Raw genomic sequence first — 14,160 nt, 5'->3', positions numbered from 1 at the left:
GATGTAACAATCATCGACTTAAGTGCAGAACGTCTTCGTCAATTAGATGACATTTTCGGAAACCAAGTAAAAACTTTAATGTCTAATCCTTACAATATTGCAGAAGCTGTAAAAGAATCTGATCTTGTAATCGGTGCAGTATTAATCCCAGGTGCAAAAGCGCCAAAACTTGTAACAGAAGAAATGATTAAATCAATGGAACCAGGTTCTGTTGTTGTAGATATCGCGATTGACCAAGGTGGTATTTTCGAAACAACTGACCGTATTACAACTCATGATAACCCAACTTACGAAAAACACGGCGTTGTTCATTATGCAGTTGCAAACATGCCAGGTGCGGTTCCACGTACATCAACTCTTGCATTAACAAACGTAACAGTACCATATGCAGTACAAATTGCTAACAAAGGCTACAAAGAAGCTTGCCTAGGCAATACTGCATTATTAAAAGGTATTAACACATTAGATGGCTATGTAACATTCGAAGCAGTTGCAGAAGCTCACGGTGTAGAGTACAAAGGTGCAAAAGAGTTATTAGAAGCAGAAACAGTATCTTGCTAATAGAAGCATTATACAAAACAAAATCGAACAATATATAAAACAACATGATAAGAGCTAAGAGATAATACCTCTTAGCTCTTCTTGGTAAAGGGGGCATTCATCGTGGCCAACCTATTCAAAAAGAAATCCGTTACGCAATTGTTAGGGGAAAGTAAAAGTAAAACTTTGACGAAAACGCTAGGGGCATTTGACCTAACAATGCTAGGGATTGGTGCGATAATTGGTACAGGAGTTCTAGTATTAACTGGATTAGTAGCAGCAAGAGATGCTGGTCCAGCAGTTATTTTTTCATTTATGATTGCAGCAATTGTTTGTGGATTTGCAGCTTTATGTTATGCAGAGGTTGCATCTGCACTTCCTGTTTCAGGTAGTGTGTACACATATTCATATGCGACAATTGGTGAATTTGTTGCCCATTTAATGGGATGGACATTGTTATCCGTATATGTCGTAACAACTGCCGCAGTAGCTGGTGGATGGACAGGTTATTTCAATAATTTAGTGAGTGGATTGGGACTTGAAATTCCAAAAGCATTGTTAACGATTCCGGCGCAAGGTGGTATCGTGAACTTACCAGCAGTTATCGTTACGTTAGTGATAACTTGGTTATTATCACGAGGTACGAAAGAAAGTAAGCGTGTGAATAACATAATGGTATTAATTAAAATTGGTATTGTTGTTTTATTCATTGCAGTTGGTGTATTCTACGTGAAACCAGAAAACTGGATACCATTTGCACCGTACGGCTTAAGTGGAGTCTTTGCCGGAGGAGCAGCAGTATTCTTCGCTTTCTTAGGATTTGATGCATTAGCAACTTCTGCTGAAGAAGTAAAAAATCCACAACGTGATTTGCCGATTGGTATTATTGCTTCATTAGTCATTTGTACAATCATTTATGTTGTAGTTTGTCTCGTTATGACAGGTATGGTTTCTTATAAGGAATTAGATGTACCTGAAGCGATGGCCTATGTATTAGAAGTTGTAGGACAAGATAAAGTGGCGGGTGTAATCGCTATTGGAGCTGTAATTGGTATTATGGCTGTAATTTTCGCATACATCTACGCTACGACACGTGTATTCTTCGCTATGAGCCGTGACGGTTTATTGCCAAAATCTTTTGCGAAAATTAACAAGAAGACAGAAGCACCAACATTTTCAGTTTGGTTAACAGGAATTGGTAGTGCTTTAATTGCCGGATTTATCGATTTAAAAGAATTGTCGAATTTAGCGAATATTGGAGCGTTATTAACATTTGCGATGGTTGGTGTAACTGTCATCATTCTTCGTAAAACGCATCCGAAATTACAACGTGGATTTATGGTACCACTTGTACCAATCTTGCCGATTATTTCAGTTGCAAGCTGTCTATTCTTAATGGTAAATCTACCATTAACAACATGGATATACTTCGGTATTTGGTTAGCAATTGGAGTAGTTGTATACTTTGTTTATTCGAAAAAACATAGTCATTTAAAAGACGATGGAAGTTCGCAGGATAATTTAGAAGAAGCTAATTAAAGGGATATAAAGTTAGTAAGCCTTGTGCGTCTAGGGAGCGCGCAAGGCTTTTTCTTTTGGGGAAATAAAGGGGTGCAACGTTACTTTGTCGAATTTTTATGTCGGAATATGAAAAGGGGTGGAAAGATGGAGACGAAAGTTGTCGTTGGAGCAGAGGGATATAATAATAACCAAGGTTGGTTACATACAAATGAGGATGAATTAAATTTATTAAGAAGAGAAATGTGGATTAATAAATTTCAGACTAATTCTTTATCAGTAATTTTGGCTGAGCACGTATGGGAGCATTTATCGTATGAAGAAGGTATAGAAGCAGCTAAAATATGCTATGAGTTTTTACAAGATGATGGTTATATTCGTTGTGCAGTGCCGGATGCATTTTTCCCCAATGAAGAATATCAGCGTGGTGTGCAGGTGGGAGGACCCGGTCCGTTAGATCATCCAGCTGCAAGTCATAAAATTGTACATAACTATAAAACGATTGTATCTATGTTTGAAGCAGCGGGTTTTCAAGTGAAGTTGCTAGAGTATTACGATGAAAATGGAGAATTTCATTATAATGATTGGAATGAGCAAGAAGGTTTTATTTATCGCTCGAAGCGCTTTGACCATAGAAATCAGGATGGAAATTTAGGTTTTGCTTCTTTAATTGTAGACGCAGTGAAAGTAGATAAGTAAGAGAAGGGGCTACGAATTGTACGCCCCTTTTTTTGTATTAAGGGAGGATGAGATGTCGAGAATATTTATATGCCTATTTTAAAATGTGAACGAAATGTTCAAAAAAATGTATCAGATTTCATTGACACATATGAATGGACGCTCATATAATAAAGGTATAAGATATATGAATAGTTGTTCATATGTTCAAATGAAGAGGTGAGCTATGATGGCTGAAAATAAAGTAGAAACGCAACAGGAAGCATGTTCTCAAACGGTAATTCACGAGGAAATCGTGGATCAAGTAAAACAAACAATTCCGACTGATGAAAGTTTAAGTAAAGTAGCAGAATTATTTAAAGTATTAGGTGACCGTACACGTACGAGAATATTACATGCATTATTTGAAGCTGAAATGTGTGTTTGTGATTTAGCTTATTTATTAGGAATGACGCAATCTTCAATCTCACATCAGCTTCGTGTATTAAAGCAAGCAAAGCTTGTAAAGAACCGTAAAGAAGGAAAGGTAGTTTATTATTCATTAGCTGATCAACACGTAATTCATATCTTCGAGCAAGCGTTTGAACACGTGAACGAGGAAGAATAAAAACGCGAGGAGGGAGAACGATGGCAGAAGCATTAGTAAAAAAGAAACTTATGCTAGAAGGTTTAGATTGTGCAAATTGTGCAATGAAAATTGAAAAAGGTGTTGGGAATATAGAAGGAGTAAATTCTTGTTCCGTAAACTTCGCAACAAAGACAATGATTCTAGAAACACCGCAAAATAAAGAAAATGAAGTTGTTACGGAAGCAAAACAACTCGTTACAAAATTAGAGCCGCATATTAAAGTGCAAGAAGAACAAAAAATAAAATCAATAAAAGAAGTATTTGTATTAGAAGGCTTAGACTGTGCAAATTGTGCAATGAAGATTGAAAATAAGGTAAAGGAAATGCCAACAGTTTCAGAAGCGACTGTTGATTTCGTATCAAAGAAATTACGAGTAGAAGTTGCGAATAAAAGAGAACTTGAATCGACTGTGCAAAATATAAAAAATGTTGTTCAAAAGTTAGAGCCAGATGTAAAAGTTGTTCGTGAAGAGGAAAAAGGACACGACCACGGTCATGATCATGGCGATGGAAATGTGAAAAAGATGATAGGACGATTGGTAGTCGGTGGAATTTTGACAGGAATTGCTGCGCTAGCCGGATTACCGCAAATGATAACAATTCCATTATTCGTCCTTGCGTATTTATTAATTGGTGGAGATATTGTTTGGAGAGCGATAAGAAACATAACTCGCGGCCAAGTGTTCGATGAAAACTTTTTAATGGCAATTGCAACTGTAGGAGCTTTTGCAATTCAACAATATTCAGAAGCTGTTGCAGTTATGCTATTTTATCAAGTAGGGGAACTATTCCAAAGTATTGCGGTAAATCGCTCTCGAAAATCTATTACTTCATTAATGGATATTCGTCCTGATTATGCGAATGTGAAAGTTGGAAATGAAACGAAACAAGTATCACCAGAAGATGTGCAAATCGGTGATTATATTATCGTAAAACCAGGTGAGAAAGTACCATTAGACGGAAAAGTAGTCGAGGGAACATCGATGATGGATACTTCAGCACTAACAGGTGAATCTGTACCACGTGAAGTAGAAGTCGGAAATGATGTATTAAGTGGTTTTGTGAACCAAAATGGTGTATTAACAGTAGAAGTTACAAAAGAATTCGGTGAATCTACTGTATCAAAAATTTTAGATTTAGTACAAAATGCAAGTAGCAAAAAAGCACCGACAGAAAACTTTATTACGAAATTTGCGCGCTACTATACTCCTGTTGTAGTTATTACAGCGGCGATTATGGCGTTTATTCCACCACTTATTTTAGAAGGTGCTACATTCTCTGAGTGGATTTATAGAGCGTTAGTATTCTTAGTTATCTCTTGTCCATGTGCGCTCGTTGTATCCATTCCTCTTGGATTCTTTGGAGGTATCGGTGGTGCATCCAAAAGTGGGATTTTAGTAAAAGGAAGTAACTATTTAGAAGCATTGAATGATGTGAAATATATCGTCTTTGATAAAACAGGAACATTAACAAAAGGTGTCTTTAAAGTTACGAAGATGGAGCCTAGTGAAGGTATTACAACTGAAGAGCTATTAGAATATGCAGCATTTGCAGAAGTATATTCAAATCATCCGATTGCACAATCTATTCGAAAGGCATATGGAGAATCAATCGATGAAAATGCTATTGAAGACTATAGTGAAATTTCTGGTCATGGTACGGTTGTAAAAGTACAAGGAAAAGAAATTTTCGCAGGTAATGCTAAATTAATGAGAAAAGAAAACATTACATTTAAGCAACCAAATACAGTAGGTACACTAGTTCATGTTGCTGTAGATGGTAAATATGCGGGTTATATTGTTATCTCTGATGAGGTAAAAGAGGATTCAAAACAAGCAATTCAAAAGTTAAAAGAACTAGGTATTAAGAAGACAGTCATGTTAACTGGTGATGCAAAATCAGTTGGTGAAGTTGTTGGTAAAGAATTAGGTTTAGATGAAGTTCATGCCGAATTATTACCACACCAAAAAGTAGAAGAAATCGAAAAAATTGATGCAGCAAAACGCGGTAAAGAAAAGATTGCATTCGTCGGTGATGGTATTAATGATACACCAGTATTAGCGCGAGCAGACGTTGGTATTGCGATGGGTGGCTTAGGATCAGATGCAGCAATTGAAGCTGCTGATATCGTTATTATGACTGATGAGCCTTCAAAAATTGCAACGGCAGTAAAAATTGCAAAACGTACACGTAGCATCGTATGGCAAAATATTATATTTGCATTAGGGGTAAAAGGGTTAGTGTTATTACTCGGCGCCTTTGGTATTGCAACAATGTGGGAAGCAGTCTTCTCAGATGTTGGTGTGACACTACTTGCGGTGTTGAATGCAATGCGTGTATTACGAGTGAAAGATTTATAAAAAAGAGGACGCAACCTGCGTCCTCTTTTTATTGATTATTTTGTTGAAATTGACTCAATAAAATATATTTGTTTCATTATTTTAATATATCTTTTACAAATATCCATATAGTATTGAAAAAAACAGAGAAGGGGAAACTTCTCTGTTTATTTTTGTATGTTTTTTTCAACTTGTTCTCGAACTGTTTGAATGTAATTCATTTTATGATCCCAGCACTCTTGGCTTAAATCCACAGGATATTCTTCGGGATTTAAAGTTCGCATATATTCTTCCCAGAATAGTGCGAGACTCTGTTCGTTATATTTTTGAATATCTAATATGCTTGGTAGCTCATAGGTTCGTTTACCATGAATGAAAATGTCTTTATGTAGTTCACGTGCTTCAAAGTTTGTTACGAATTTACTTATATACGTGTGAACAGGATGAAACATTTTCAAGCGTTCTTCTTTTTCTGGTTCTTCAGAATCTAATGCAATATAATCACCTTCTGCATGATCATTAACTCGATTGATAATACGATAAATTCGTTTAAGTCCTGGAGTGGTGATTTTTTCAGGATTAGATGAAATTTTAATCGTATCATTTAATTTTCCGTCAGTATCTTCAATTGCAACTAGTTTATAGACAGCCCCTAATGCTGGCTGCTCAAATGACGTAATCAATTTTGTTCCAACACCCCATACGTCAATTTTTGCTCCTTGAGATTTTAAGTGCATAATTGTGTATTCATCTAAATCGCTAGAAGCGATAATTTTTGTATTTGTAAATCCTGCTTCATCTAATAGTTTTCGTGCCTTTTTAGATAAATAAGCCATATCACCACTATCAAGACGAATGCCATAGAAATCAATGCGATCTCCAAATTCTTTTGCGACACGAATCGCATTTGGAACACCAGATTTTAAAGTGTCGTATGTATCGACGAGAAATACACATTTTTTATGTGTTTCAGCATATTTTTTAAACGCAACATATTCATCACGATATGCTTGAACGAAAGAGTGGGCATGTGTGCCAGCTACAGGGATGCCAAAACGTTTCCCTGCCCGAACGTTACTTGTAGAAGAAAAACCGCCAATGAAAGCAGCTCGTGTTCCCCAAAGAGCTGCATCAAACTCATGAGCACGCCTTGTACCAAACTCTAAAAGTTCATCGTTATTTGCAGCGTGCTTCATACGTGCAGCTTTTGTAGCAATTAATGTTTGGTAATTTACAATATTTAAGAGGGCGGTTTCAATTATTTGTGCCTCGCCGAGTGGCGCATCAACACGTAATAAAGGCTCATTATTAAAAACAACTTCACCTTCTTGCATACTACGAATCGTGCCAGTAAATTTCATGTTTTGTAAATAATGAAGGAAGTCTTCTTCAAATTGCAGCTCTGCTAAATAAGCGATGTCACTTTCGGTAAAGCTGAAATTTTCTATGTACTCTACAATTTTTTCAAGACCAGCAAAAACAGCATAGCCGTTTTCAAACGGAAGCTTTCGAAAGTATAGATCAAAAACAGAACGGCGAGTATGAATACCATCTTTCCAATATGTATAAGCCATGTTGATTTGATATAAATCTGTATGTAAGGCGTAACTATCGTCTTTATAATGATTCATTGCGAAAACACCTCCGTAATTTGGTTATAGTATACCAATTTTTCCCCTTTCGTAGCAAAGAAGTAATAGGGATTGAAGTCAAGAGAGAAAAAAATGAAATAATGCATATTTTTTAGAAAATTTACATTTATCAATTTATATTTCTCTAGATTTTATGTATTATTAGAGTAATGGGGGTAATGAGAATGGAGGAGGACAATGCAACAAACATTAGAAAAAATAGGCAAGCAAGTTTTTTATAAACGGCTACAGCAAAAAATGACACAAGAAGAATTATGTCAGGGCATTTGTTCTGTCTCATACTTAAGTAAGATTGAAAATGGAAAGATTGAAGCGTCAGAAGAAATTCTACAATTGCTCTGCACAAGACTAGAAATTGCCGTGACGGATTTGAGAGATGTAGAAGAAGATGTGAAAGTGAAGTTGGATGAGTGGTTGAATGCATTAATCCGTTTGGACAAGGCACAGGTTGAACGTATATATAATGAATTACAAGAAGATATGCAACATGTTTTAGATTTTGAAATTATAAATTATTATAAACTACTTAATATACGTTATTTAATGATAAAAAGGGACTTGCTGACGATTGCAGAAGAGTTGGAGAAACTTAAGAAGGCATATAAGAAATTCTCGCCTTTTCAGAAGTTGTTGTATACGTATAGTAAAGGATTATTATGCTGTTTACAATATAAGTGGAAAAAGGGATTAAGTTATTTGCTAGAGACAGAAATTATGGCAAAAGAGCTAGGATATCATGAGACAGGAATTTATTATAATATCGCTCTTACTTATAGTCATTTGGAAATCCAACATCTTACGTTGCATTTTGCAAATATTGCACTAGAGGCATTTAGAAATGAGTATAAATTTAGGAACGTGATAAACTGTCAAATTCTTATTGCATTAAGTTATGCGGAACAAGGGCAATATGAAGAAGCTTTAGAAATGTATGAGAGTATACTGAGGGAATCAGAGGCTTTTGCAGATAAAGACGTTCTAATGGCTATTACTTTAAGTAATATCGGGAATATATACTATAAAAAGAAAAAATATAATCAAGCGAAAGAGTATTATTTAGAGAGTTTACAACTTCAAAAACAAATAGATTTAAATTATATAGACACATTATATGAAATGGCATTAGCGTGTATTAAATTAGAGCAGTTTGAAGAAGCAAGAGAATGGATTGAGAAAGGTATTGGTGCTGCTAAACGTGAAGAGAGATTTAATACAAAATTGTATTTACTGCTTATGCTTCGAAATAAGTATTTTGAAGAGGCGCGAGAGTATAAACAATTTTTGGAATTAGAAGCTATTCCGTTTTATAAATCAGCAGGCAATAAAATAGAACTGAAGAAAGTATATGTGGAGCTTGCGGAATATTTTTCTAAGTCACTAAACTTTGAGCAAAGTAATCACTATTATAAGCTAGTTATTGAAATGTTAGAAAATCATAAGGAGGATGAAAAATGAAAAAAGCATTAGCTGGAATTTTAGCAGTTGCAGTAGTACTTACAATTGTCGGTGGAGTACAGTATACAAGTAAACCGGATACTTATGGATTAGATACCAGTGTATCACAAACTGTAAATGTATAATGTTGAAAAACCCCTTTCCAACAGGAAAGGGGTTTTTTCAACATTTGTTCATCAAAATTCTACAAAACTTGAGAAAATAATTAATTGAATTTTTAGTATATTAATAGTGAAAACATAGTGCTACGATAAAACTACTCTTTTTCAAAAATTTTTTATTAGGGGGAAGGTTATATGAAAAGGAAGAGTTTAGCGTTAGTGTTAGCGACAGGAATGGCAGTTACAACATTTGGAGGGACAGGCTCTGCGTTTGCGGATTCTAAAAATGTACTCTCTACGAAGAAGTACAATGAGACGGTGCAGTCACCTGAATTTATTTCTGGTGATCTAACTGGAGCGACTGGCAAGAAAGCAGAATCTGTTGTGTTTGATTACTTAAACGCGGCAAAAGGTGATTATAAGCTAGGAGAAAAGAGTGCCCAAGATTCTTTCAAAGTGAAACAAGTGAAAAAAGACTCTGTAACTGATTCTACAGTAGTACGTATGCAACAAGTTTACGAGGGAGTACCTGTATGGGGGTCTACTCAAGTAGCTCACGTAAGTAAAGACGGTTCTTTAAAAGTATTGTCTGGAACAGTTGCGCCTGATTTAGACAAGAAGGAAAAGCTGAAAAATAAAAATAAGATTGAAGGCGCAAAAGCAATTGAAATCGCGCAACAAGATTTAGGTGTAACACCTAAATATGAGGTGGATCCAAAAGCGGACTTATATGTATATCAAAACGGTGAAGAAACAACATATGCATACGTTGTAAATCTAAACTTCTTAGATCCAAGCCCAGGAAACTACTACTATTTCATTGAGGCAGACAGCGGTAAAGTATTAAATAAATATAATACAATTGATCATGTGACGAATGATGATAAGTCACCTGTTAAACAAGATGCTCCTAAACAGGATGCTAAAGCGGTTGTAAAGCCTGTAACAGGAACGAATAAAGTGGGAACTGGTAAAGGCGTATTGGGAGATACGAAATCGCTTAATACAACGTTATCTGGGTCATCTTACTACTTGCAAGATAATACGCGCGGAGCAACAATTTTCACATATGATGCGAAAAATCGTTCGACGTTACCAGGAACATTATGGGCAGATGCAGATAATGTTTTCAATGCAGCGTATGATGCAGCAGCAGTAGATGCTCATTACTATGCAGGTAAAACATATGATTACTATAAAGATACATTTAACCGAAATTCTATTAATGATGCAGGAGCACCATTAAAATCAACTGTTCATTACGGAAGTAAGTATAATAATGCATTCTGGAACGGTTCACAAATGGTATACGGAGATGGTGATGGTGTAACATTCACTTCATTATCTGGTGGTATTGACGTAATTGGTCACGAATTAACGCATGCAGTTACGGAAAATAGCTCGAATTTAATTTATCAAAATGAATCAGGAGCATTAAATGAAGCAATTTCTGATATTTTTGGTACTTTAGTAGAATTCTATGATAACCGTAACCCAGATTGGGAGATTGGTGAAGATATTTATACACCTGGTAAGGCGGGAGATGCACTTCGTTCTATGAGTGATCCAGCGAAATATGGTGACCCAGACCACTATTCTAAGCGTTACACTGGTTCAAGTGATAACGGTGGTGTTCATACAAACAGTGGTATTATTAACAAACAAGCTTATTTATTAGCCAATGGTGGTACGCATTACGGTGTAACTGTAACTGGTATCGGTAAAGATAAATTAGGTGCGATTTACTACCGTGCAAATACACAGTATTTCACGCAATCTACTACATTTAGTCAAGCTCGTGCTGGTGCAGTACAAGCTGCTGCTGACTTATATGGTGCAAATTCTGCTGAAGTAACAGCAGTTAAGCAATCATTTAGTGCTGTTGGTGTAAACTAAGATATTTCTATTCGTAAGAGGTATATATTAATAGAATATACTTCAAAAAATAAAGAAGGAGCCTATGCTCCTTCTTTATTTTTTTTCCATTTTTTCCACAAATAAAATAATCCAACGCAACCCGCGATTGTTACAATCCACTTCGCTTCATTTGTTCCATTTATGACATGATATGCAGAATATACTTCAATCAATAAGGCCGGTATTTTCCCTATTGTGCTGGCAATACTGAAAGAGAGTAATGACATTTTGCCTAGAGCTGCAAATAAAGTAACGATACCGGACGGAATGAAAGGAATAAAACGAAAAGATAGGACTAGTAGAAATGCCTCGCGGCCTTCTACGTAAAGAAGGCGTTCTACCTTTGGATACTTATTTACTTTATCGTGAGTGAACTTTTGAAGGCCTATGCGATAAATATAAAACGAGATAATAGCCCCTAATGCCTCACCTACGATCGAAATGATTGTGCCATTTGTTACACCGAAGAGCTGTATATTCATGGCGGTTAAAAAAATACTAGGGATAAAACCTAAAAGACTGATAATGATGTTGATTAAAATACTAAGTGGAATTGCGATTGAATAATAGTCTGTTAAGAAGTTTTGAATTGTTTCAACCATCTTATAAAATCCTTTATCTTTTTTTGCATTACACCATATTTCCATTGTATAGGCAAGTGCAAATTTACATAATGTAGAAAACAGTTGATAGAAACGGGTTCATATACCTTATATAGGTATTAGGTATATGAAAGTAGGGGTATATTTAATTTGTTTTAAAAACACTCAAAAAACCCTTTGTTTAAAGGATTTATTGAGTGTTTTGATTGGTGTTTTAATCTGGGAAATAATTATAAAATTATGGGGGTATATTTTGAGGTGGGCGAAAAATAGTGATTTGATGAAAGTTGATTGGAGAAATATAGAAAAATGAATGAGAGATTTTAAAACTGTATCCATTTTTTCTTTGTGAAATTGACTTTTAGTGGAGTTACGATAATAATCATGGAAGAGGTGATACGATGAAACGACTAAATAGTCTTTTTTTGAGTAGTTTATTGGCACTAATGCTGATCTTAAGTGGATGTGCAGGAAAAGAACAAAAAACAGAAAAACCAAAAGAGGATCATTCTACATCAGTAGAAAAAATTAGTGACAATATTTTAGATGAAATGGAAGGACCACCTAAAAATGGTCATACGATTGAAAGACATGTTGGAAAAACAGAAGAAGAGCTGAAAAAACGTTTGAGTACAGATAAAGTTTCAGCGGCAAGTACATACTATGATAAGGAAACAGCGACAAAGGCTGTGAAAGATAGCTTAAAACAACATGATAAAGAAATTCAGGATTGGTTAAAAAACTCTAAAGAGGCTCGCCTTGTATTGAATACAACTCATTCATTCCCAGTTGGAAAAACGGTAATAAAGAAAAATATGAATGTAAAAGATAAACTAGTAAAGACTGTTACTGTTTTAGCGAGAGATAAATCAGGAGATCTAGGATTTAAGATTATTACTTCTTATCCATCAGATAAATAAAGGGGGGAGTATATATGTATCCAACATTACAATACTTTTTAAAATCATACTGTACGTTAAGTATTCATGAAAACGAAATAGTTAGTGTAATGGAAGAATTTATAGAACAAGAAGAAAACGAAACTGTTGCGAAGTTACGAGATGAATTATTATATATGAAGAAAAAGAACGCGTGGGAAGAAGCGTGCGTATTAGCTGCAAGACAAGGAAATCGTATATGGTCTTTAGAAGAAACGCAAGACCATCTTGGGGATTTTTTACTATTATTGCAAAAGAAAAAGGCGTGAGTAGATCCCGCCTTTTTCTTTATGTTTTTTGAAATTTGTCCGTTTGATAGTATCTCATTGTTTTGGGGCACTTTTATATACGCTTTTTGAAATTTGTCCATTTGATAGTACTTCACCGTTTTGTGTTACTTTTTTATACGTAACCGCTGTTATTTTATCATCAGTTCTACTAATTACTTGAGAAGAAACTTCAACATTTTTACCAGTATTTGTACCGAAAATACGTGTAGTAATACTACCTCCATTTGAAAATGCTTGAATATAAATATGATTACCTGTATTGTTTTTAAATTGTAAATCCGGACCATAATCTGCCACTGCTGCATCTTGCCCAAGTGGTAAATAATTTACGGGCATAGAATGATTGCTTCGAGAAACAATTCCTAAATCTGCCCTTAAAGCTGCGCTATATAAAGTACTACTGACTTGGCAAACTCCTCCGCCTGCACTTTGTATAACTTTACCTTGTGAATATACTGCTGCGGATTTATAACCATGTGCAGCATCAGTTACGCCAACACGGCCATTAAAACTAAATGTTTCATCAGGTGCTACAATAACTCCACTTAAAGTGTTAGCTGATTTATTTACGTTATAAGACTGATTTCCATTACGACCAGCCATTGGAGTAGAGTATTCAGCAATTACTTCTTTAATCCCCATTTTTTGTATATCTTCTGTAGATCGTTCAGGTTTTATGAGTGTAACTGGTAATGTAACGTCTGATGTGCCAACAGTAATGGCTTGTTTCGTTAAATCAGTTAGTTTTCCTTTATCAATCTTTTCTCCATTTTGACTTTGACTAATATTTACAGTAGAACCTTCAACACTTAATTCTGCATTAACAGGATTTTTTAATGTTTCATTATATTTATCCTTTATAAAGGTTTCATAAGTTGTTGTATTTAATTGAGGTGTTAATTTATAGTCACGTTTTAATTCACCGCTTTCAGCTTGCTTACGCATTTTGTAACGGTTCATTACGTTCCCTTCTTGTTCTTTAAAGATATTATCGACAATATCCTTCTCTTTATAATCTACCCCTAAATCTTTCCACGTATATGTTTGTTTAGCATTTTGGGATACATAGTTAAGGGGTTTTTGATCTAATTCATTCACCTTTTGATTAACAATGGCTTGAATATCTGCTTTATTTTTTCCATCAAGAGAAATACCTTCAAATGTAGTGTTTGGTAGTACAGTTGTATTTAGTTGATTATTTAATTTGGATACATATTGATATCCACCAATACCACCTACACAAAGTAATATGCCACCAGCGATAGCGGAACCGATTAGTATTTTACCTCTCTTCATTTATTTCCCCCCAGAAAAATTTGTATAAATATATGTATTACATTTTTTGTATAAAAATGATGAAAATAACAGTATGTATGTCCTAGTATACTATTATTTTCACTATGCGTGTAATGTTTTTATAAAAAACGTTACATTGTTGTAATAATTGTCTCTTTTTGTCACAATATGTGTGAAAAATATGTTGAAAATTATAATAACAAGGC

The 14,160-nt window shown here is 35.0% G+C and carries 14 protein-coding genes; 11 read left to right on the top strand and 3 right to left on the bottom strand.

The window, feature by feature from the left end:
• From KI356_RS13230 to KI356_RS13210, 5 genes are all read left to right on the top strand, one after another.
• The coding region (locus KI356_RS13230) for an alanine dehydrogenase (RefSeq protein WP_369009429.1) at nucleotides 1-561 on the top strand (561 nt) is incomplete at its 5' end.
• Between the two features lie 102 nt (nucleotides 562-663).
• Nucleotides 664-2,079 carry an amino acid permease gene (locus KI356_RS13225; protein WP_212935642.1) on the top strand — a complete coding sequence of 472 codons (1,416 nt, stop codon included), beginning with the start codon at nucleotides 664-666 and terminating at the stop codon, nucleotides 2,077-2,079.
• Between the two features lie 126 nt (nucleotides 2,080-2,205).
• Nucleotides 2,206-2,757: a class I SAM-dependent methyltransferase gene (locus KI356_RS13220; RefSeq protein ID WP_212935641.1), complete on the top strand. Its 552-nt coding sequence runs from the start codon at nucleotides 2,206-2,208 to the stop codon at nucleotides 2,755-2,757.
• 208 nt (nucleotides 2,758-2,965) lie between these two features.
• Entirely contained in the window at nucleotides 2,966-3,343 is a 378-nt protein-coding gene (locus tag KI356_RS13215; protein WP_002010461.1) for an ArsR/SmtB family transcription factor, read from the top strand.
• A 20-nt stretch (nucleotides 3,344-3,363) separates the two neighbouring features.
• Nucleotides 3,364-5,724 carry a heavy metal translocating P-type ATPase gene (locus tag KI356_RS13210; protein ID WP_212935640.1) on the top strand — a complete coding sequence of 787 codons (2,361 nt, stop codon included), beginning with the start codon at nucleotides 3,364-3,366 and terminating at the stop codon, nucleotides 5,722-5,724.
• 146 nt (nucleotides 5,725-5,870) lie between these two features.
• Here the strand turns inward: KI356_RS13210 and KI356_RS13205 are convergent, their stop codons facing one another.
• The gene (locus KI356_RS13205) at nucleotides 5,871-7,334 is read right to left on the bottom strand and encodes a nicotinate phosphoribosyltransferase (RefSeq protein ID WP_212935639.1); all 1,464 of its coding nucleotides are present in this window, start codon (nucleotides 7,332-7,334) and stop codon (nucleotides 5,871-5,873) included.
• Between the two features lie 198 nt (nucleotides 7,335-7,532).
• On the opposite strand from KI356_RS13205, the gene KI356_RS13200 reads away from it, so the two are divergent.
• The 3 genes from KI356_RS13200 to KI356_RS13190 all read left to right on the top strand — a co-directional run bounded on the left by KI356_RS13200 (nucleotide 7,533) and on the right by KI356_RS13190 (nucleotide 10,807).
• Nucleotides 7,533-8,810, top strand: coding sequence for a tetratricopeptide repeat protein (locus tag KI356_RS13200; protein ID WP_128282779.1), 1,278 nt, complete (start codon nucleotides 7,533-7,535; stop codon nucleotides 8,808-8,810).
• The gene (locus KI356_RS13195; RefSeq protein ID WP_128282780.1) at nucleotides 8,807-8,935 is read left to right on the top strand and encodes an NprX family peptide pheromone; all 129 of its coding nucleotides are present in this window, start codon (nucleotides 8,807-8,809) and stop codon (nucleotides 8,933-8,935) included. Before KI356_RS13200 ends, KI356_RS13195 begins: the two co-directional genes overlap by 4 nt.
• 171 nt (nucleotides 8,936-9,106) lie before the next feature.
• Nucleotides 9,107-10,807 carry a M4 family metallopeptidase gene (locus KI356_RS13190; protein ID WP_212935638.1) on the top strand — a complete coding sequence of 567 codons (1,701 nt, stop codon included), beginning with the start codon at nucleotides 9,107-9,109 and terminating at the stop codon, nucleotides 10,805-10,807.
• A gap of 62 nt (nucleotides 10,808-10,869) precedes the next feature.
• Here the strand turns inward: KI356_RS13190 and KI356_RS13185 are convergent, their stop codons facing one another.
• Nucleotides 10,870-11,430, bottom strand: a complete 561-nt coding sequence (locus KI356_RS13185; protein ID WP_212935637.1) for a TVP38/TMEM64 family protein — start codon at nucleotides 11,428-11,430, stop codon at nucleotides 10,870-10,872.
• A gap of 127 nt (nucleotides 11,431-11,557) precedes the next feature.
• Here KI356_RS13185 and KI356_RS13180 point away from each other — a divergent pair, with 127 nt between their 5' ends.
• From KI356_RS13180 to KI356_RS13170, 3 genes are all read left to right on the top strand, one after another.
• Nucleotides 11,558-11,743, top strand: coding sequence for a hypothetical protein (locus tag KI356_RS13180; RefSeq protein ID WP_212935636.1), 186 nt, complete (start codon nucleotides 11,558-11,560; stop codon nucleotides 11,741-11,743).
• Between the two features lie 88 nt (nucleotides 11,744-11,831).
• Nucleotides 11,832-12,350: an RNase A-like domain-containing lipoprotein gene (locus KI356_RS13175; RefSeq protein WP_002116074.1), complete on the top strand. Its 519-nt coding sequence runs from the start codon at nucleotides 11,832-11,834 to the stop codon at nucleotides 12,348-12,350.
• Nucleotides 12,351-12,364: 14 nt separating this feature from the next.
• Complete coding sequence (locus tag KI356_RS13170) at nucleotides 12,365-12,637, top strand: hypothetical protein (protein WP_002116076.1); 273 nt, start codon at nucleotides 12,365-12,367, stop codon at nucleotides 12,635-12,637.
• A 54-nt stretch (nucleotides 12,638-12,691) separates the two neighbouring features.
• Here the strand turns inward: KI356_RS13170 and KI356_RS13165 are convergent, their stop codons facing one another.
• Nucleotides 12,692-13,954, bottom strand: coding sequence for a VanW family protein (locus KI356_RS13165; RefSeq protein ID WP_212935635.1), 1,263 nt, complete (start codon nucleotides 13,952-13,954; stop codon nucleotides 12,692-12,694).
• Nucleotides 13,955-14,160: the final 206 nt, after the last annotated feature.

Origin of the sequence: Bacillus hominis, from assembly GCF_018332515.1 — a bacterium.
GTDB classification, from domain to species: Bacteria; Bacillota; Bacilli; order Bacillales; family Bacillaceae_G; genus Bacillus_A; species Bacillus_A hominis.
This window is presented reverse-complemented; position numbering and strand designations above follow the sequence as displayed.